17 protein-coding genes are annotated in these 19,084 nt (G+C 50.2%); 13 read left to right on the top strand and 4 right to left on the bottom strand.

Annotated features, from left to right (window positions below):
- Positions 1 to 105: 105 nt before the first annotated feature.
- The 12 genes from ACZ5ZZ_RS13955 (at position 106) to ACZ5ZZ_RS13900 (ending at position 13,514) form a co-directional block, all read left to right on the top strand.
- A complete protein-coding gene (locus ACZ5ZZ_RS13955; RefSeq protein WP_464131855.1) occupies positions 106 to 2,349 on the top strand; it encodes a sensor histidine kinase in 2,244 nt (747 codons plus the stop codon).
- Positions 2,350 to 3,840, top strand: coding sequence for a diguanylate cyclase (locus ACZ5ZZ_RS13950; protein WP_464139928.1), 1,491 nt, complete (start codon positions 2,350 to 2,352; stop codon positions 3,838 to 3,840).
- Positions 3,841 to 3,849: 9 nt separating this feature from the next.
- Positions 3,850 to 5,049 (top strand): alanine racemase, encoded by a 1,200-nt coding sequence (gene alr, locus ACZ5ZZ_RS13945; RefSeq protein ID WP_464139926.1) that lies wholly within the window; start codon positions 3,850 to 3,852, stop codon positions 5,047 to 5,049.
- Between the two features lie 3 nt (positions 5,050 to 5,052).
- Entirely contained in the window at positions 5,053 to 5,880 is an 828-nt protein-coding gene (locus ACZ5ZZ_RS13940; RefSeq protein WP_464139924.1) for an MlaE family ABC transporter permease, read from the top strand.
- Entirely contained in the window at positions 5,880 to 6,644 is a 765-nt protein-coding gene (locus ACZ5ZZ_RS13935; RefSeq protein WP_464131847.1) for an ABC transporter ATP-binding protein, read from the top strand. Before ACZ5ZZ_RS13940 ends, ACZ5ZZ_RS13935 begins: the two co-directional genes overlap by 1 nt.
- On the top strand, positions 6,641 to 8,017 hold the full coding sequence (locus ACZ5ZZ_RS13930) for an MlaD family protein (protein ID WP_464139922.1): 1,377 nt from the start codon (positions 6,641 to 6,643) through the stop codon (positions 8,015 to 8,017). The genes ACZ5ZZ_RS13935 and ACZ5ZZ_RS13930 overlap by 4 nt, the downstream gene beginning before the upstream one ends.
- 18 nt (positions 8,018 to 8,035) lie before the next feature.
- Positions 8,036 to 9,796, top strand: coding sequence for a tetratricopeptide repeat protein (locus ACZ5ZZ_RS13925; protein ID WP_464139920.1), 1,761 nt, complete (start codon positions 8,036 to 8,038; stop codon positions 9,794 to 9,796).
- Complete coding sequence (locus tag ACZ5ZZ_RS13920; RefSeq protein WP_464131845.1) at positions 9,796 to 10,449, top strand: hypothetical protein; 654 nt, start codon at positions 9,796 to 9,798, stop codon at positions 10,447 to 10,449. The genes ACZ5ZZ_RS13925 and ACZ5ZZ_RS13920 overlap by 1 nt, the downstream gene beginning before the upstream one ends.
- Positions 10,449 to 11,411 carry a 3'-5' exoribonuclease YhaM family protein gene (locus ACZ5ZZ_RS13915; protein WP_464131843.1) on the top strand — a complete coding sequence of 321 codons (963 nt, stop codon included), beginning with the start codon at positions 10,449 to 10,451 and terminating at the stop codon, positions 11,409 to 11,411. Before ACZ5ZZ_RS13920 ends, ACZ5ZZ_RS13915 begins: the two co-directional genes overlap by 1 nt.
- A gap of 2 nt (positions 11,412 to 11,413) precedes the next feature.
- Complete coding sequence (gene cysE / locus ACZ5ZZ_RS13910) at positions 11,414 to 11,920, top strand: serine O-acetyltransferase (RefSeq protein WP_464135218.1); 507 nt, start codon at positions 11,414 to 11,416, stop codon at positions 11,918 to 11,920.
- Between the two features lie 740 nt (positions 11,921 to 12,660).
- Positions 12,661 to 13,287: a 30S ribosomal protein S4 gene (rpsD, locus tag ACZ5ZZ_RS13905; protein ID WP_464139918.1), complete on the top strand. Its 627-nt coding sequence runs from the start codon at positions 12,661 to 12,663 to the stop codon at positions 13,285 to 13,287.
- On the top strand, positions 13,287 to 13,514 hold the full coding sequence (locus tag ACZ5ZZ_RS13900) for a hypothetical protein (RefSeq protein ID WP_464131839.1): 228 nt from the start codon (positions 13,287 to 13,289) through the stop codon (positions 13,512 to 13,514). The genes rpsD and ACZ5ZZ_RS13900 overlap by 1 nt, the downstream gene beginning before the upstream one ends.
- 40 nt (positions 13,515 to 13,554) lie before the next feature.
- Here ACZ5ZZ_RS13900 and ACZ5ZZ_RS13895 read toward each other — a convergent pair whose 3' ends face one another.
- The 4 genes from ACZ5ZZ_RS13895 to ACZ5ZZ_RS13880 form a co-directional block, all read right to left on the bottom strand.
- A complete protein-coding gene (locus tag ACZ5ZZ_RS13895; RefSeq protein ID WP_464131837.1) occupies positions 13,555 to 14,061 on the bottom strand; it encodes a hypothetical protein in 507 nt (168 codons plus the stop codon).
- A gap of 101 nt (positions 14,062 to 14,162) precedes the next feature.
- Entirely contained in the window at positions 14,163 to 16,700 is a 2,538-nt protein-coding gene (gene hrpB, locus ACZ5ZZ_RS13890; protein WP_464131835.1) for an ATP-dependent helicase HrpB, read from the bottom strand.
- A 2-nt stretch (positions 16,701 to 16,702) separates the two neighbouring features.
- Positions 16,703 to 17,359: a 16S rRNA (cytidine(1402)-2'-O)-methyltransferase gene (gene rsmI / locus ACZ5ZZ_RS13885; RefSeq protein WP_464139916.1), complete on the bottom strand. Its 657-nt coding sequence runs from the start codon at positions 17,357 to 17,359 to the stop codon at positions 16,703 to 16,705.
- A complete protein-coding gene (locus ACZ5ZZ_RS13880) occupies positions 17,359 to 18,087 on the bottom strand; it encodes an HAD family hydrolase (protein ID WP_464118281.1) in 729 nt (242 codons plus the stop codon). Before ACZ5ZZ_RS13880 ends, rsmI begins: the two co-directional genes overlap by 1 nt.
- 104 nt (positions 18,088 to 18,191) lie before the next feature.
- Here ACZ5ZZ_RS13880 and ACZ5ZZ_RS13875 point away from each other — a divergent pair, with 104 nt between their 5' ends.
- Complete coding sequence (locus tag ACZ5ZZ_RS13875; RefSeq protein ID WP_464139914.1) at positions 18,192 to 19,082, top strand: phosphate/phosphite/phosphonate ABC transporter substrate-binding protein; 891 nt, start codon at positions 18,192 to 18,194, stop codon at positions 19,080 to 19,082.
- Positions 19,083 to 19,084: the final 2 nt, after the last annotated feature.

Raw genomic sequence — 19,084 nt, 5'->3', positions numbered from 1 at the left:
TTTAGTGGCATTTGCAAAGGACTCTTGCTTGATTCTTACCAGTTTCTAAAACTACAATGAAATCAAAGGTATCTCGTTCATTTTTCCAGGGAAGGAACTGCCTCAATGAAAGTTAAACTCATCGTCGTTCTGATTGCTGTGGCGGCGCTGTTTATCAGTGCTGTTTTGTGGCGGACCGATAGCTTCGTCTATGGTGATCGCATGAGTTGGGTCGAGGCGCAGACACGCACGCAGTTGGGGGCCATCAATCATTCTTTGGCGGTGGAGCTAAAATCCCTGCAGCGGGTGGTGGCGAATCTGAATGCCGACAACTTCCAAAAGGGAAAAATGAACTGGAATTCATTGGCTCCCTATTACGCGGTGGGGGCTTTCTCGGTGCGTGGCAATGAACTTGATCCGCAGGCTTTGTCTGTGCGTGAAAATTCCAAAGCTGCCAACTGGAGCAAGGAATTCATCAAAGCGGCTATCGGTAATCTGACAGGTCGAAGTGGTGACGAGCGCTTTTATGTGAAACCTTTCCAGGACGCGCAGCGCGGCCGTTATGTGGCACTGGTGTTCATTGAAGGCTCCCGTGCTTATGCTTTGTTTGGCTCGGGCGAAATTTTCCAATCCATGATCGATGCACAAAAAGGCAGCCTGAGCGCGTTTTCGATCGTCACGTCCTCGGGTCTGACCGTGGGGCATTCGGTGCCTGAGTATCTGGGCACGGTGATGCGCGATGATCCTGTTTTCCAGGAAGCACAAAAAAGCGGTTCATCCCACGGCAGTTCTGTTTTCAAATTGAAATCCGGTCAGGAACTTTACGGCATGTATGAGTCCATCCCGCAAAGCAATCTTCTGGTGTTGAGCTCGGCTCCGCTGAAAGAGGCCATGAAGGGGCGCAGCGGCTTGTGGTGGCAGTTCCTTCTGCTGGGGGCGGGACTTGTGCTGGTGGGAACAGCGGCGGCCCTGTGGGTGATTTCCCCGGCGGAAAAGGAAATTGAAAATCTGGAGCACGCGCTGGCTGAAGCCAAGGCCAAGCCGGCACCAGCACCTGTGGTTGAAAAAGTTGTCGCTCAAGATCCCGAAATTGCCCACAAAGAACGCCTGAATGCCGCCACTCGTGTGGCGTCGGCACTGGCGCATGAAATGCGCGGACCGTTGGCTTCGATTCTGGGCTATTCACAGATGATTCTGGCAAAGCATCCGGATAGCGAAGTGGTGCAAAGCACGGAATCCATCTTGCGTGAAACCCGTGCGGCCCGCAGTGTGCTGGATAAACTTCTGGGTTATGCCGGAGAAGAAGTGAAAGAGAAAAACGCCGTCCGTGTCGAAGGTCCCGTGGTGCGTGCCTTGAAGGAAATGGACAGTCTGCTTTCGCAAAAAGGCGTGAAAGTGATCAAGAACTTCCAGGATGCCTTTGCCAAGGACATGGATGTGGATGCCGTCACCAAGGCGTTGGTGAATATCTTGACCAACTCTGTGGAAGCCATGGAGCGCATGGCGAAAAAGGAAATCAAACTGGATATTTTCGAGGATGAGCGTGGAACTCATCTGACCATTGAAGACTGCGGTGAAGGTATCGATGCTGCCAACATTGAAAAAATCTTTGATCCGTTCTTTACGACCCGCTCGTTCCAGAACCACATGGGACTGGGATTGTCAGTGGCCTTCGGGATTTTAAAAGAACACAACGCGGAAGTGCGGGTGGAATCCCAGCGTGGTCAGGGAACCAAGGTGATGATCCTGTTCAGAAAGACCATGGGTGTGCCGGTGATGCAGGCGCCAGTGGCCCCGCAACCGGAAGTTCAGGAAGAAGTGATCGTGATGCAGGATCTGCCAAGCTTAAAGCTGGAATCCGAGCACCGCGCCGAAGCTGTGGCAAACTTCGAAGAATCCCAGCAACCGGCAGTGGAGGCGGCGCCGGCGTCGCCTTTGGATGTGAACATCGACAACCTTCTGGAAGAGTTGCCAGAGGTGGCGGAAGTCAAGCCTGCTGAAGAAGCGGCCCGCCCCGAAGTCACAACCAAAAAAGTTGTGAAGAAGATGAAAGTGAAAAAACAAGTCCCTGCGGCGGAAGATGAACTGACGTTCATTGATGGCTTTATGGGAGATCAGGCAGTTCAGGAAGAAGAGGTTGAGGTGGAAGTCGAGGTTGAAGAGGAAGTCTCTGTGGCGGCCGAGGAAATCAAAGCCACTGCGGTGAAAGCAGAACCTGCGGCGGGTGCAAGCCTGGCAGAGATGGATGCCATGGATGATGAGCTGACGCCAGTGAACTTTATTGTTCCGCCCAAAGCGGCAGCTCCGGTCAAAACCTCGAAACTGGACAGTTACCACGTTGAAATTCGTCGCCCTGGAAAGAGGATCTAATTGAACATTCGCGACTATAGTTCTCAATTTACGGTTTTTGTCTTCACCACGGACGTGGATATTGGAGCTTCTACGAAAGTTTATCTTTCGCAGGCGGGCTATGATGCCTATTTCTTCCAGGACCCCGAAACGCTGGAACAAAGACTTAAAGAGAACGCTCCCCATATTTTGATTTTCTCCACGGCCGCCTTGGGGGGCAGTCTGAGTGATTTCGTCACGTTAGTGCAGAAGATCAACGAAGAGATCCGTTTTATCGCGGTCAGCGCCATTGGTCAGTTTGATATCCTGGCGCAGTATAACGAGCACGGCTTTGTGGATGTGATTTCCGACGAGCCTGTGGCTTTGGAATCACGTCTGGTATGGGCGGTGGATCGCGCCTGTGAAAAATTGTATCTGACTTATCAGAACGAGCAGCTTTTTGATGATTTGAATGCCACCAAAGCGCAAATGGATCAGGTTCATGAAGCCGCAGTCAAAAGTATGAAGCAGGCCGAGGCGGAAAAGACCCCGGCACCGGCTTTGTCGACCCGAATCGGCGATTATCGTTCGGCACAAAGCAAAGAGGACCTGATTCAAAAGTATCTGAATCATATTCCCGGCAACTTGTGTGTGTTCTTTAAGTTTCTGCCGTCTGTGCGTTCGTTTGTCGCAACTCATGCCAGTGGAATTCCGGCCTCAGACATCCAGGGTGTGGGGGTTCAGCTTGAGTCAGCGGATATGAAGGAGTTGAGCGGTCAGATGGCCGTGGGTCTTCTGCCGCCGCGTTTTTCAGAGATGCTGGTGGAAGCCTTCCGATTTAATCCTCCTAAAGCTTTGCCATTGTATGCGCACAGTTCGTTGGAAGGTGTTTTTGTTTATTCCGGCAATTTGCCAACGGATGAAGTCACAAAGATGGGCGAGGAGTTTTCCCTGCTGTCCTTGTGTTATTCAAATTTTGCCCTGGAAAAGAAAGTGGATGCACTGGAGGTTACGGATTTCGTGACCGAGGTTTATAACCGCAATTATTATCAAAAGGTTCTGGGGGATGAAGTGTCCCGGGCCCGCCGTTTGAAGCAACCCCTTTCGGTTGTGAAGATCTCCATGGATGATTTTTATGAGATCGAGTCATCTTTGGGTGAAGCGGTGAGAGATGAGTTGCTAAAAGGCGTTGCCACGACCATTTCTAAGACAAGTCGAACGAATGATGTTACCTGCCGTACCGGTGCCAATGAGCTGGCGATGATTTTGCCACATTGCCCGAAAAAGGGGGCGGCCCTGAGAGCTGAACGGGTGCGACGAATTATCGAAAGCACCTCGTTCCTGGATAATGGAATAAAAGTTTCCGTCAGCTTGGGTGTCAGTGAGTATCCGTCGTTATGTGATTCCGCCAAAACTTTGGATGAGTCCGCGACCAAGGCCTTGTTGCATATCACGGACAAGGGCGGAAATAAGATATGTTTGTATAAAGCCCCTGAAACTCACCGTCCCGAGTTTGAAGTGAGCGCAGAATAGAGATTAAGAATGGAAATGTACCGACGCACCTTTGCGGAAATCAACCTGGATCATCTTCAGCACAACATTCAGGTGCTGCAGCGGTCGTTCCCGCAAGTGCCTTTTTTGTGTCCGATGGTGAAGGCCAATGCCTATGGCCATGGGGACGTGCAGTTGGCGCGCTTTCTGGAAACTCTGGGAATTCGTCATTTGGGTGTCTGCCTGATAGAAGAAGGTTTGCTGCTAAGAAACTTCGGCGTGAAAGCCGAGATTTTGGTCTTTCGCGGTTTTGATCGCGAAGGGGCGGAAAAGATTCTTCAGTACAATATGACCCCGGTTGTGACGTCGTGGGAACAAATTGATTACCTGGAGGCCGCAGCGACGGGGCCTGTTGGGATTCATTTGAAGTTTGATACCGGCATGAATCGTTTGGGATTTCGTCCGGAAGAAGCGCAAAAGCTTTTTGATCGACTCTGGCAGAATAAAAAGATCCGCCTGAAAGCATTGGTGACCCACTTGTTTAACGGTGAAGATGCGATGGATCCTCAGGGTTTTAGTGCGACTCAGTTGCGAGCACTTCATAAAGTCAGCGAGTTGTTCAAGCCATTTAATATTTTCTGTCATGCTTTAAACAGTGCGGGAATTTTAAGCGCCATGCTGTTGCGCGATCAGGGGGCGGCGGCGGACCATCCGATGTTTCTGCAGAACTGGGGCTTGCGCCCGGGGCTTTTGATTTATGGTTACAACCCGCTGGTGCAGAAAAACTTCGGGGACCTGAAGCCGGTCATGAGTTTGAAATCACACGTGGCAACCTATCGGCACCTTCGCATCGGCGAAACGGTTTCTTATGGTGGTACCTGGAAGGCCCAGCGCGAATCCGTTATTGCTGTGGTTCCGATTGGATATGCTGACGGTTATCATCGCATTCTGTCCAATCAGTCTTCGGTTTTATTTGCGGGGCAAAGAGTTCCTTTGGTCGGCAATATATGTATGGATTATCTGATGCTGGATGTGACCGATGTTGTGCAGGGACGGGATTTGAAGCAGTTTAAAGACCAGGAAGTGACCTTGTTTGGTTACGGCTCTGATGGTACGTTCCTGTCCCCGGAAGAGCTGGCTGTGCAGGCGCGGACCATCACCTGGGAAATGCTGACCAGTGTGGGGGAAAGGGTGCCTCGTGTTTACACGGGTGCCGCCGCGGGTTTTATTTCGGAAGAAGTTGGAGGTTAAATAATGACTCTGTCGCAAAAACTGTACAGAGCCGTGTTTGGGTTGGGACGGTACTTTATGGGTACTGTGTCGGGCCTTGTAACCTCGACGGGCAGAATTATTCTGTTTTTCAATGAAAGCATCCGGCTGATTTTTGCCAAGCCTTCGCGTTTTGCCGAAATCATTCGCCATATGGAGTTTATCGGAAATCAGTCCATTGGTATTATTTGTCTGACCGGCGGTTTTACGGGTCTGGCGTTGTCGTTGCAGTTGTATCTGGGTTTTAAGCTTTTTAATGCTGTGAACATGGTGGGTCCGACGGTCGCACTGGGGATCACGCGTGAACTGGGGCCTGTATTGACGGGGTTGATCGTGGCGGCTCGTGCCGGTGGTGCGATGGCAGCAAGATTGGGAACCATGCGCGTGAATGAGCAGATTGATGCTTTGGACGTGATGGGTGTGAACACCAAGCAGTACCTTGTTTCGCCTCGCTTGGTGGCGGCTTTTATTTGCATGCCATTGCTGGTCGCGGTTTTTGACTTTGTGGCGATGTTGGGAAGCTGGTTCCTGTGTGTGAAAATGCTGGCTTTGGATGAAGCCGTTTTCTGGCAGAAGATTGCCGACTTCATTGAAATCCGTCACATCAACGAAGGCCTGATCAAAGGCATGATCTTTGGTGTTTATTTTGCGTTGATGTGTACCTATCGCGGATTCAACACCACCGGCGGAGCCAAAGGGGTGGGAGAGGCTACGAATCAAGGGGTCGTGCAAAGCATGGTCGGAATTATTATCCTGGATTACTTTGCAACCAATTTGATCCGCTTGTTCTATAGTCTGATGGGGATTACATAATGGCGATCGAATCAGCAATTTCTCTGCGCGATGTGAAAAAGTCTTTTGATGGCGGGCATGAGTTCGTGCTTAAGGGCATCAATCTGGAAATCCCCAAAGGCAGTCTGACTGCGATCATTGGTTTTTCCGGGACCGGAAAAAGTGTGATGTTGAAGCATCTGCTGGGATTGTTTAAGCCGACCTCCGGCACGATTGAAGTGTTGGGGACGGATCTTTCGACCTTGTCTCCGGATGAACTGACCAAGTTTCGTTGTAAGTTTGGAGTGTTGTTTCAGTCGGCGGCGTTGTTTGACGATATGACGGTTCTTGAAAACGTCTGCTTCCCCTTGCAGGAACATCGTCGGGATTTGAAGCCCGCACAAGTCCTTCGTATAGCTGAAGAGAAACTTCATCAGGTCGGTTTGGAGTCCAAACATTATGGCAAACTTCCAAGCCAAATCAGTGGTGGTATGCAGAAAAGAACAGGCCTGGCCAGAGCTCTCGCCCTAGATCCAGAAATTCTGATCTATGACGAGCCGACCACGGGTTTAGATCCCATTCTGACTGAAATGGTGGATAATTTGATTCTGAGTACTCATAAGTTAAAGCAGGGCGTAACTTCCATCATGGTGTCCCATGATTTGTCCGCCGCATTTAGGATTGCCGACCATATCGCGATGTTGGATAGTGGCCGGGTTCTGTTATTTGGTACTCCAGAGGACTTCTTCAACACCGATATTGAACTGGTGAAGAGGTTCGTGAATAAAGGGATGAAACATCAATGAATTGGCTTCGCGCAGCTGAATTTAAAGTTGGATTAATGGTGATTGTGGTGGGCTCTCTCATCGCAGTCATGTCTATGCAGGTCAGTGACGATCCATCGTATCTTGGCCGTTCCAAAAAAGCCTGGTTCCTTCTTCCCAATGCCGGCGGACTGGTAAAAAACTCCGCAGTTCGTTCCGCAGGTATTCCTGTCGGAGTCATTAAAGACATCCGTTTGCAGGACGGGATGGCCCGTGTGGATATCACTTTGAAATCCGACATTCCGCTGACAACCTCAGCCGCCATCGAAATCAAGGCCCAGGGGATTTTGGGGGATAAGCACGTGGAAGTGTATCCCGGGTCTCCGACGGATCCTCCTTTGGAAGACAATGCCCAAATCCTGAGCATTCGTGAAGGTGGCAATCTTGAAAACCTGATGAGTCAGGTTTCTGAAGTGACTTCTTCGTTGAAGGAAGTGGCTCGCAATCTTCAGGAAGCGACCTCTGCGGATGGCACTCGCGCCCATGTCCTGGGTCGCATCGTGAAAAACATTGAGACCTTGACCGGTGATCTGGCGCAAATGACGACGGATAACAAGGAAAAGATTGGCGACATTGTGGATGATATCCATGATATCACGGCCAACCTGCAAGAGGTCATGAACGACAAAAGTGACTCGGGTTTGAAAGAAACCTGGAAGCGCCTGTCCAATTCTGTGAAAAACCTGGATGACATCACCACGCGTATCAACAAGGGTGAAGGCGCATTGGGTAAGCTGATCAGCGACGAACAAACTTCCGAGAATCTGACGTCAGCGATCGACGGTCTGGGCGGCATGTTGGATTCAGCCAACCGCATCCAGACAGCGTTTGATTTCCGCGGCGAATACCTGGGTGAAGTGGGTGCGACCAAGACCCATATCGGTGTGCAGATCCAGCCAGGGCTGGACCGTTACTATTATATTGGTGTGGTGGATGATCCTGCCGGGGTGGTTGAAACCACCCGCACTCAGATCACAGGTCCGGGGGCAGGGACGGTGGGTCCCGGTGATTACACAGAAAAGAAAACTTACGAGAATAGAATTAAGATCACGGCGCTTTTTGCCAAGAACTTCTGGGATCTGACCCTTAAAGGGGGCGTGATCGAAAACAACGGTGGTTTCGGTATCGACTACTTCTTCTTCCGTCGTAAACTGAAGTTCACCGCCGAAGCCTTCCAATTCAGCAATACAAATGTACGAAGTTCCTTGTCCTACACATTGTACCGCGGGATTTATATCACCGGGGGGATCAACGATGCGTTCGATCAGCAGGGAGCACGATCGGGTTATCTCGGAGCAGGTTTGTTCCTGACGAACGACGATCTTAAACTACTTCTAACCAAGGCGCCTTTTTAACATATGAACGGTGACAACGTGAGCAGCTCAGAGAAGAACTGGTTAGTAAAATCTTCCACGAGGATTCTTGGACCCTTCACTCTGGCTGAAGTCACCGAGCAGCTGCGCACTAAACAAATCTCGATCATTGACGAGGTTCGCCAGACCGAAGGTCGCTGGAGCTACATCCGCGAAAACAAGCTGTTCATGGATATCGTAAAAAACATTCGTGAAGAGCAGGACAGCAGCTCTGAGCAGACCATGACCCAGTCCATCGCTCATCATACGATGACCCGCACGGATGTTGTGCCAATTTCTGATGAGATGACACTGACACCAACGCCAGTGCCCAATCTGGATCTGACTCCACCGCCGATTCGCGACATCAAGGATGTCACGCCGATTCCGCAAAGTCCGGCCAGCCGAACCACGGCCACGGCGACTGTCACCAAAAGCTACGGCGCTTCTGGCGACGCCCGCTTGCAGGACAAAATTCGTGGAAAATCCAACATCATGCGCTGGGCTCTTTTGGGTGCGGCAGTCGTGGTTGTCGGGGTGGTGTTTGTTGTACTGACCCAAAAAGATAAAAACAAAGCCATGGGATACGACGAGCTGATGAGCCAGGCTTTGCGTTACAAGTCCCTGGGTTTGTATGAAAAATCCTTGGAAGCTTATCAGCGTGCTTCCAAGTTGAAAGAACCGGACATGGAATCCCAGGTTCAGATGGCGACGGTGTTGATTTCTGAGGATCGTCAAAGTCTGATGGGGCGTCGTATTTTGGAGCGAGCCCTGGTGCAGGAAAATCGCAGCCGTTCGGAAATTGTCGACGCTTATCTGGGGATTGCCGTTTCTTACATGATGGATGGTGATCTAAAGCAGGCGGAAGACACCTTACAAAAGGCCATCGGTCATGAGCCGTTTAATATTTCCGCCCTTTTGAATCTGGCGATCATCCAGCTTAAAAAAGGGAACTACGGCGAAGCCATGCGTGATTTTGATGCCATCTATCGCAAGAATCCCGCCTCTGTTCTGGCCTTGTTCGGGAAGGCCATGGCTTCAGTGGAATATGCCAAAACCTCCAACGATCCGAACTTCCTGAGCACTTTGGTTAACGACATCAAAGCCAACATCCAGAAAACGGGTTATCTGCGTCAGGAGCTTTTGTTGTTCCTGGTTTATGCCCAAAGTTTGATGGGGGATGTGGACGGTGTGAACCGCGCGGTGGTGCAGTTCCTGGCGGAAATGCCCGGACAGGCTCGAAATTACATCCATCCATTGCAGGTGGAATGGCGCTTTACTCAGTGGGACTATCTGGAAAAATACTGTGCGGAGGCTTTCAAAAAGCAACCACCTCATGCGGAACTTAAAGCTTTGCGCTCGATCTGTCTGATGGAAGTCAATCGTGATTCCGATGCTTCCAAAACTTTACAGGAAGCCTTGGCTGAAGCTCCGAAAGATCCTTATGTGCTGATTACACAGGCCAGCTATCTTTCCAAGGTAGGTCGCTTGCCGGAAGCTCTGGCGATTCTGAAAATGCCGGAGTTGTCTCAGATCTCGGTTAAAAATTTGTTGATGGGTGACATCTGTATCATTACTCAGGACATGGCTTGTGCTCAGGCGGCCTACACCCATATCTACACCAATGACAAACGAAGTGCTCCGACCTTGTATGGTCTTGCCTGGGTGATGATGAAGAGCAACAATCGTCCTATGGCTTATGACTATGTTCGCGCCGGTTTGCAGGCGGAACCCAACTATCTGCCTTTGCTGGAGTTGAGGGATCAACTGGAGTCTGAGTGATGAAGCGGTTCGTCCAGGCTTTAAGTATCTGGATGTTTCTTTTGTTGGGCGCCTGCACGAAGGAGCCCGGCTATCAGGTATCTGAATATCACGAAATAAAAGCGGATGACCTGCCAGAAGAGGTCAAAATTCCAAGGCAGGCTTGGGACCTGATGGAATTTAAGACCTCGGCCGAAGGCGCTGCGGTGGTTTCCAAGAATTTGATCTTCTCGGAAGTGAATGTTTTCCTGGTCGAAAAGAATCCCGGTGTGGTCGAGGGGGAGGCGCTGAAAATCGCCCTTCCCAAAGGGGGTGGAACAGTTGATCTGTCCCGATTTATCACCGGAAAACGTGGCACATTCTATGTGGGCTTTGAGTTCCCGGCATTCACGGATGCGACCAACAAGAAAGTTCTGTTTGTCAGTAAAGCCCGCAAGCGCCGTATTGGCAGTGAAGTCTTTGGGGCTGGCTGCAATCAATTCTTTGATATTTCGAATGAGTTCTTTAAAAAGATGCAGGCCGAGGGTCTGAAGGTGAACAGCACACAGGAACGCCACTTGAGTGTGTTGGGCGGCAACTTCCTGTTTGCCGCGGAAAAAGGCACGGATGTCTATCTGGCCCAGGTGAAGTTCACGAACACTCAATTGCCCCAGTATTTCTGCGAGGAGCGCTGATGGAAAGACAAACAGTCCAGAGTCTTCAGGATAAATCAAATGTGGACTCTCTTTTTCTGGTGAAGGAAAAGAATGTTTCTGTCGGTAAAAACGGACGCCCTTTTATGGGTCTTCAGTTGGGTGATGCCACGGGCAGCATTGATGCACGTCTGTGGGACCGGGTCGATGAATTGTCGCGCGAATTTGAAGTGGGCGATATTCTGAAAGTGAAAGGTCTGGTGCAGATCTTTCAAAATCGTAAGCAATTGATCGTTCATCGCCTGGAGCGGGTGGAAAGTTCGACGGTTGACATGGCGGACTTCATCCCGGCAACGGCTCGTAATTCCGAGGATATGCTGGTGGAGCTGTTGCAGATGGTGCGAACCATGAAGAACGATTATCTGCGCCAGTTGGTGTTGGATACTTTAGAAGATCCCGAGATTCGCCCATTGGTTTTGCGGGCTCCGGCTGCCAAATCCATTCACCATGCGTGGCTGGGTGGATTGCTGGAACATATTCTTTCTATCTGCAAAATCATGGATTTTATGGGGACTCACTACAGTTTCCTGAATCGGGATTTGCTTTTGTTTGGGGCTATCTTCCATGACATCGGCAAGGTGTGGGAATTGTCGTATGACAACGGCATTTCTTATACGGACCGGGGTCGTTTGATCGGCCACATGCAGATCGCCTGTGAATTGATAGATAAAAAGTCCTCTCGCATTCTTGGGTTCTCTGAGGAACTGCGTGACATCTGCAAGCATATTATCTTAAGTCATCATGGCAAATTGGAATATGGATCTCCGAAGCGTCCTAAATTCCTGGAAGCGATGGTTGTGGCGATGGTCGATGATTTCGACAGTAAAGTGGCCACGGTAAAAACCATCATGGACAACGAGCGTGGCTCCGGGGAAAAGTGGTCCCGGTACAGTGAACTGTTTGACCGCTACTTCCTGCTCGACGATATGAATGAGAAATACTAGTGATGATGTCCCGTGTGTTGGAACTTCTAAAGACTTATAAGAACTATGATCCCGCCGCCAAATCGCTGTGGGAAATTGGTTTGCTGTATCCGGGGCCGAAGGCCATTGCCTTGCACCGAGTGGCTCATCACTTCTATATTTTGAAGTTGTATTTTTTGGCCCGTCTGGTGGCTGAAATTTCCCGTTGGTTGACGGGTATTGAAATTCACCCCGGGGCGACTTTGGGAAAACGCCTGGTGATCGATCACGGGTTTGGTGTGGTGATCGGGGAAACAGCGGTTATTGGTGATGACTGCATCATCTTTCACGGTGTGACTTTGGGGGGATTGAAGTTTGATCCGGTCAAACGTCACCCCACAGTCGGTAACAAGGTTCTGATTGGAACTGGTGCCAAAATTCTGGGACCGATTCATATCGGGGACGGAGCGATGATTGGCGCCAATGCGGTGGTGATTCGCGATGTTCCCGCCGGAGCAACGGTCGTAGGCCCCCTGGCCACGCAGAGATAACATCCTGCAGATTCTGTGAGTTTCCTTCTTATTTACGCTCTCGGTCAGGTTATTTCACCAATCTGGCCCTTGGTCCTGATCTTTATCCTGGCTTGGATAAGGTAAATCATTGGCCACAGTATTGAAGTGAAAAAGCTATTTATTTTCAAGTGCTTGCAGCTTTTGTTCATCGGACCGCTGTGGGGCGTAAAGCCTCTTTTTAAGTCCTGAATATTCTCATCCTATTTTCATGACCCAAATCTCACACTAAAAGCTTCGCATGCCGCTGCGCATCTCTGCGATACTAGAGGAGTTCTTAATCTAGGCGAAAGGAGTTCGGCTATGAAGCAGACAGAAGCAATCCAGACGGTACCAGCTTCGAACACCCATCAAGGGGAGAGCAGTGGAACAAGTGCTCCAGTTCGAAAAAGAAGTCGTCGTCGCCGTTTGGCCGGTTGGTAATTGACCAACCTTAGCCGGTGAAAAAGGCACACCCAGTGATTAGAAAGCAAATCCTGGCTGCCCCTTTTTGACCGGCTTTTTTTTTTGCCCGCCTCAGAACCTCATCTGCTGCGTTGGGCGTTCGTCGGCGTACATAGAATTACGCCTTGATTTTTCTGTTTTCAATTTGTTTGCAGTCTCAGTTTCTTTTCAGTCGGTTTTCTTCGCGCTTTCAATCAAGTCTGTTTTTTATGAATTGCTGTTCTTTCTGTCAGAGTCCTTTTAAATCAACGACACGACAGTGAAGGATAAATTGATTTATGAACAGACAAGGTAAAACACCACGCTTTAAAAGACAGAGAAGACTTTTGACCGAACTTCCCGGCATGGGGAAGGCGGGTGCTCTGGAAAGACGCCCTTATCCTCCCGGTCAGCACGGCTTGCAACGCCGGAAGTACTCTGAATTCGCTTTGCAACTTGAGGAAAAACAAAAGCTGAGATTTCACTACGGACTGCGCGAAGAACAATTTCGCCGCTTGATTAACAAAGCCAAAAAGTCCAAAGCCACCAACTGGGTTGAAGCACTGGTGAATATTCTGGAAAAACGTTTGGACAACGTCATCTTCCGTCTGGGTTTTGCCGGAAGCATCCCAGCGGCAAGGCAGCTGGTTTCTCACGGCAAGGTTTTGGTGAATGGCAAGAAGGTGAACATCGGTTCTCAGGTGATCAAAGTGGGTGACAAGGTCGCGTTGACTCCTGAAGCCTACGAAAATCAAGTGTATCTTCAGGCGAAACAAACGCCGCGCCTGCCACTGCCGTCCTTCCTGGTGAAAGAGGATGTCGCTGGCACAGAGCAAGGTCGTTTGACGGACGAACCCAATCTCGAAGCGGTTCCATTTTCTTTCGAACCAGGTTTGGTCATCGGCTTCTATTCAATGAGGGGCTAATGAAAACATCGAAGTTCATCGAGGCAGAGCAGATCGCATTTGAAGAAATCACTGAAAACTGGGTGGCCGTTAAGTTGGGTGATGAAAAATTCGTGATCGACATGGATACTTTGTACGATCTGACGTTTCGTTCCGCTTCTTTCCTGGCTTATCTGGAATCTCGGGAAGAACAGCAGGCCGCTGCATGCACCTGTGAATCTGTTCCCGCAGAACTGAAGGTTCACTAAAATGAAAAGGCCTCTTTTCAGAGGCCTTTTGCGAAGTCATCTATTTGTTTTTCGGACCTTTGGTGTTTTTGGCCAGAGGTTTTTTTGCAGTTACCTTCCAAGTGTCTTCTTTGACGGCCGTGAAAGGAACTTCCTTGGTTTCAGTCGGGAAGTCAGACATTGCCGGAGTTCGCTTGTCTTTAGCTCGCAGCTCTTCCCAGCCTTGCGCTAAGGTTTGACCTTTTTTATCCATGCCCTCTGCGGCGAACATTAACAGTACAGCCAGACCGCCCGCTGTTTTATCTTCGGCCGTTGTTACTTTGGCGACCCCTTCGGCTTTGTTGCCGTCCACTTTTACGTCTACAATTTCAACTTTGAATTTGGAATTTACAAGATTGACATACTCTGTCCAGACTTTGCTTTTTTCACTGCCCTTGAATGTTTTTGCCATCTGGTCGTGGTAGTTTTTTTCAATTACTTCCTTCGCTGCAGATCGGACTTTGGATTCCTGCCCACATGCAACTAAGAACGACAAAGAGATAGTCAACAATACGTACTTCAATTTCATGGATCCTCCAGCGCAGTGGCGCTGGAGGATTCTTCGGATTTAAAGAGGGGAACTTGACTCAAGAGTTCTTCAAGTTTCCATTTGTAGTCTCGCAATGAGATTTACTGCCGTCTTCGCCCTTTGGCTTCTGGAACTCCGTCTGCAGGGTCTTCGGGCCATTGGTGCTTAGGGTATTTGATACGCAACTCTTTGCGAACCTCCGGATAGCCATTCTTCCAAAAACTTTCCAGACTGGAAGTCACTTGCACCGGACGGAAATTCGGCCCCAGCAAATGCAGTGTCACGGGAATGCTTTTGTGCAGGACTTTCGGGGTTTCCATCAGGCCGAAGACCTCTTGAATACGCACTTCCAGATAGGGTGGTTTGTCCGGTGGATAGACCACACGAATTTTACTGCCGCTGGGAACCTCGATACGGTCGGGAACTTCCCTGCGCAGGGTTTGTGCGATCTCCGCAGGCAAGACACTTTCAAAGAAGAAACACAGATCTTTTTCCATCACCGGCTGCATTTTGCTTTCGCCCATGCAGGCTTGAGTCAGGGCCTCGACTTTCAACTTTTCGAAATCCACAGACAGCGGTTCATGCCGGTGCAGGAACTCAAGACGCTCCCACCAATGGGCCAGAGCTTCGTTGTTTTTTAGAACCAGATCAAACTTGTCGGTCAGAATCTGTGGAAGTTTTTCTGCGATCTCGGAGCTTGAGGCTGGAGTCAGGCTGGGTTCTTCCAGGGGCAGGCCGTACAGCGAGCGATATTCCCGGGCAAAGAACTGCCCCTTTTCCTCGATAAAGGAAACGTCCTTGGTTTTTTGAATGCCGTCTTTGAAAAGTTCCAGAATAAAGTCTTTGTCCGCGCCACTGGCCAGACTGACCATGGTTTCAGCGTCCGAGCTTCCCTCAACGCCATTCAAGGCGACAAAGAACTCAGAACTTTTCACCAAGGTTTCGTTCTGCAGTTTCACGCCCCGGCCTCCAACCATCAGGGCCCGTTCAGTTTTGCCGCGTCGCCGGCACAGACGATCGGCATAGGCTGTGAAGATGATTCGTTTGATTAAAGCCAGTTGTTGGTCTTTTTTCAGACCCTGGACTGAATTGGAGTCCTTTTGCAGGCGACGGGCCAAGTCCAAAATCTGCCGCGCAGATTGATCCACAGTTTGCAGGGAATAATAATGGGCCCCAGGGGGCGCCTTCTTGCTGAAGCGGAACTGATGTAAGGTCTCCAGTCGCGCACTCAGATCGCACTCTAGATTGTCCCCCAGAAAAGCGCTTACGGCCTCTTTGCGCAGAATGTCCCGCTCTTGCAGCAGGGCGGCCATCTCGGAGGCCAATTCACTTGCGCCCAGATCCAGCCCCACCAGCATCAGCTTGGCCAGGCGAACAGGGAGAGGGAAGTGAAGAACTTTTCTTCCCAGAGCCGTGATCTTGTTGCTCTCATCGAGGGCTCCGGAAATGCGCAGATAGCGAAGAGCATTTTCGATAGCGACTTTCTGGGGCTTTTCATACCAACTGAAGGAATCAAAATCAGTCACACCCTGCGCACTGAGGAATAATAAACTTTCTGTCAGATCCACACGCTGGATTTCGGCCACTTCGGATTTTCCGAAAGACAGCTCATCCATCTTGTTCCACATGCGATAGCAAATCCCCGGGAACTGACGGGCCGCTCGACCTGCGCGCTGAATGGCGCTGGACAGGCTGATGCGTCCCAGCTCCAGACGGGAAAACCCGGTGCGATGATCCTGCTTCATATTCTTGGCAAGACCGGAATCAATCACCGTGTTCACGCCATCCAAAGTGACCGAGGATTCGGCGATATTGGTGGATAGAATCACCCGCTGCGCCGAGGACTTCTGTAAAGCTTTGCGCTGGTCTTCAAGGCTGAGTGAACCATGCAAAGGGATCAGTTCAATTGATTTGCTGTCTGCCCAGGTCTGCAAGGCCTCTTTGGCCCGGTCAATTTCACCGACACCGGGAAGGAAGACCAGGATGTCGTGTTTGGTATTGAGCTGTGCTTCTTTGACTGTCTGAACGACAGAATCAAAGAACTGTGGAAAGGTCTGTAAAACCTGTGAACCTTTTTGGTACCGGATATCCAGCTCAAATAATTTCCCCGGAACGCTGACGATCGGACAGTCGCCCAGGTAAGACGAGATCTTTTCTGCCTCCAGGGTGGCGGACATGACCAGAATTTTAATATCGCGACCCAGTTCCTGAAGTTCGCGCAAAAGCCCCAGCGCCAGATCCACATGCATGGATCGTTCGTGGAATTCATCCAGTATCACAAGCTCCACATCCGCCAGCTCTGGGTCATCAATCATTTGCCGGGCCAGCAGGGCCTCGGTCATAAATACCAATCTTGTTTTTGCGGAAGTCTTGTTGGCGAAGCGGACCTGATAACCCACCTCTTCGCCCACCGTCCACCCATTTTCCTCTGCGATCCGATGAGCAGCGGCAATCGCTGCCATTCGACGTGGCTCAAGGACGATGATTTTCTTTTTGGTGATTTGTAAAAGAGCCGGGGGAAGGCGCGTGGTCTTGCCGGCTCCGGGAGCAGCCGTGATGACCAGGTTTTGTCCCTGATTCATCAGGTTCTGAATTTCAGGAACAAAACTGTCGATAGGAAGACGCAGATCCTGAAGCATGTCTAAACCGGATAAATCAAAAGCATGAACTCGGCTTTGTCGGCCCGAAGCCCCGCTATCAGTTTGTCGATAGAGCCTTCAAGGACCACTTCTTCTTCCTGTGAAAGATTCATGGTCAGCAAAAAGCGACGTTGGGAAAAATGATCTTTCATGTCGTTAAGAGTTTTCTTAAGACGGTAGGGTGTGTCCATCACAATGATGGCACGCTTTTCCTTGGTCAGCTCTTTCAAGGCCCGCGCCCGAGCCTCATTTTCCGCAGGCAAAAATCCACGAAAAACAAATTCATCGACACGCTGACCACTCAAAGATAAAAGTCCCATCAGGGCCGAGGCGCCAAGCACAGATTTTACCGGAACATTCTTTTGGCGACACAGACGCACAAGATCGGCGCCCGGATCGCAGAAGCCTGGTGTCCCGCAATCAGACACCAGAGCCACATTTTTGTCAGCGCATAAAGGAACAAGAGCCGCTTTGTCTTCAGGGGTGGAATGTTCATCCAGCACTTCGTAGGTTTTTCCAGAGATGCCATGGGCCCGCAGAAGTTTGGAGGCCTCTTTGGTGCTTTCGCAGATCACGACATCGCAGTTTTTCAGGACTTCCAGAGCCCGCAGGGAAATCTCACTGACATCTCCGATCGGAGTGGCAACCACGTACAGCATCAGGACTCCTTTTGATTCAACAGAAAGTTCATGATTCGCGGCAGATCTTCTGGTGGCTCTGCCTTGCCAGCGTGAGTGCTTTCAAAGAAAATCATCTGAACTTTGGGACAGTGTTGAGCCAGGTGCACCAGGTTCACAGGCTCATTTTCAAAGAAATAGATTGTTTCATAATTTTTCTTTTCCGCGGCGATGAACCAGTCTGTCTTGAACTGAGCATCGTCCATGCTGCGATGAGGTTTCAAAACAAGCTCGGCTTTTTCGTGTAAAGGGAAACCCCATTGCTCCAGAATTTCGCCGGAACTTCCACCCATTCTTTCCACATCACGACCCGTCAGGTAGGCCACATGCGCACCGGCCCGGCTGACAGCATTGACGAAGTCCACGGCCCCTTCATAGGGCTCATCAAACTGCAGGTAGTGGTTGGAAAAGAAACTCTTCTGCCAATAGGCACGAACAGCCTCCTGGAAGTCCTGATGATGGCCATCCAGACCCGCCCGAGTCAACGCACCGACAATACCCCAGTCAGAACGCAGAGTTTTGATATTTTTTAGCAACGTCACTTGTTCAGGGAAACGTTTTTGATTCAGCGGAGAGGCTGCGAAATCCAGAAGAATTTTTTCCAGACGGGGACTGACATCAAAAAGTGTGGAGTCGAGGTCGAAGACAACAAGACTGGTTTTTCCCTGACTGGAAAGGTCCTGAATATTGACAAGAATCTGCTCTAACATATGGGGCCAATGTACAGTGGGCGGCTTGGGCAAGTCCAGTGAAATCAAAGAGTTTCTTGCCCGTCACCGGGCCTTTTCTATAATGAATGGTGGAGGCAATCAGCATGAGGATTTTCTTTCTAGTTGTAGTCCTGATGGGGTCGATTCTGAGTGGATGTCACTTAAAAAAAGACATTCTGGGCACGCCGGAAAATCCAATCAAGTTTCATCTGGTGCCTGCAGTGGACGCCAAGGTGTTGACGGACAACTCCAAGGTCCTGAAAGAGTATCTTGAGGCACACACACCTTATAAGTTTCAGATCACGATTCCGCAGAACTTTGTTGCGGTGGTTGAATCTTTGGGCACCCATCGCGCGGATGTCGCGGCCATTAACACTTACGGCTACTATATGGCCCATAAAAAGTATGGGGCCGAGGCACGTTTAACGGTTATTCGTTATGGGTCGGCAACTTATCAGTCTCAGTTCCTGGCTCGTGCTGACGGCAAAATAAAAACTCTGAAGGATCTCAATGGCAAGAAAGTGGCCTTTGTGGATCCGGCTTCCACGTCCGGTTATCTGTTGCCGCTGAAAACGTTAAAGGATCTGAAGGTGGAGCCCAAAGAAACCGTCTTTGCGATGAAACATGATTCTGTGGTGACCATGATCTATCAAGGGCAGGTGGACGCCGGAGCGACCTATTACAGCCCGCCTCAAAACGGACAGATCGAAGATGCGCGCCGCCTGGTGAAGACTCAGTATCCCGATGTCGAGCAGAAAGTGAAAATCATCGAGCTGTCGGAGCCCATCCCCAATGACCCGATCGCCTTTCGTAAGGAAATGCCCGAGGAAATGAAAGAAAAGATTGTTGATACCTTACTGCAGTTTGCGGCCACTCCGGAAGGAAAGAAGGCATTGGATCTGATGTTGGGTGCAACCAATCTGAAAAAAGCAACGGACAGCGATTATGACACTGTTCGCGAAATGCTTCGCCAGTTGGCCCCCGAGGGGAAGTGATT

The organism is Bdellovibrio sp. HM001 (assembly GCF_055397275.1).
The sequence above is the reverse complement of the archived record's forward strand: the minus strand, read 5'-3'. Positions and strand labels throughout refer to the sequence as shown.

What these genes read in the sequence shown, in the direction of transcription:
- ACZ5ZZ_RS13935 (WP_464131847.1), top strand. Translation starts at nt 5,880, where the DNA reads ATGGCGATCGAATCAGCAATTTCTCTGCGCGATGTGAAAAAGTCTTTT.
- ACZ5ZZ_RS13880 (WP_464118281.1), bottom strand. Translation starts at nt 18,087, where the DNA reads ATGTTAGAGCAGATTCTTGTCAATATTCAGGACCTTTCCAGTCAGGGA.
- ACZ5ZZ_RS13930 (WP_464139922.1), top strand. Translation starts at nt 6,641, where the DNA reads ATGAATTGGCTTCGCGCAGCTGAATTTAAAGTTGGATTAATGGTGATT.
- alr (WP_464139926.1), top strand. Translation starts at nt 3,850, where the DNA reads ATGGAAATGTACCGACGCACCTTTGCGGAAATCAACCTGGATCATCTT.
- ACZ5ZZ_RS13875 (WP_464139914.1), top strand. Translation starts at nt 18,192, where the DNA reads ATGAGGATTTTCTTTCTAGTTGTAGTCCTGATGGGGTCGATTCTGAGT.
- rpsD (WP_464139918.1), top strand. Translation starts at nt 12,661, where the DNA reads ATGAACAGACAAGGTAAAACACCACGCTTTAAAAGACAGAGAAGACTT.
- ACZ5ZZ_RS13920 (WP_464131845.1), top strand. Translation starts at nt 9,796, where the DNA reads ATGAAGCGGTTCGTCCAGGCTTTAAGTATCTGGATGTTTCTTTTGTTG.
- ACZ5ZZ_RS13915 (WP_464131843.1), top strand. Translation starts at nt 10,449, where the DNA reads ATGGAAAGACAAACAGTCCAGAGTCTTCAGGATAAATCAAATGTGGAC.
- cysE (WP_464135218.1), top strand. Translation starts at nt 11,414, where the DNA reads ATGATGTCCCGTGTGTTGGAACTTCTAAAGACTTATAAGAACTATGAT.
- rsmI (WP_464139916.1), bottom strand. Translation starts at nt 17,359, where the DNA reads ATGCTGTACGTGGTTGCCACTCCGATCGGAGATGTCAGTGAGATTTCC.
- ACZ5ZZ_RS13895 (WP_464131837.1), bottom strand. Translation starts at nt 14,061, where the DNA reads ATGAAATTGAAGTACGTATTGTTGACTATCTCTTTGTCGTTCTTAGTT.
- hrpB (WP_464131835.1), bottom strand. Translation starts at nt 16,700, where the DNA reads ATGCTTCAGGATCTGCGTCTTCCTATCGACAGTTTTGTTCCTGAAATT.
- ACZ5ZZ_RS13955 (WP_464131855.1), top strand. Translation starts at nt 106, where the DNA reads ATGAAAGTTAAACTCATCGTCGTTCTGATTGCTGTGGCGGCGCTGTTT.
- ACZ5ZZ_RS13900 (WP_464131839.1), top strand. Translation starts at nt 13,287, where the DNA reads ATGAAAACATCGAAGTTCATCGAGGCAGAGCAGATCGCATTTGAAGAA.
- ACZ5ZZ_RS13940 (WP_464139924.1), top strand. Translation starts at nt 5,053, where the DNA reads ATGACTCTGTCGCAAAAACTGTACAGAGCCGTGTTTGGGTTGGGACGG.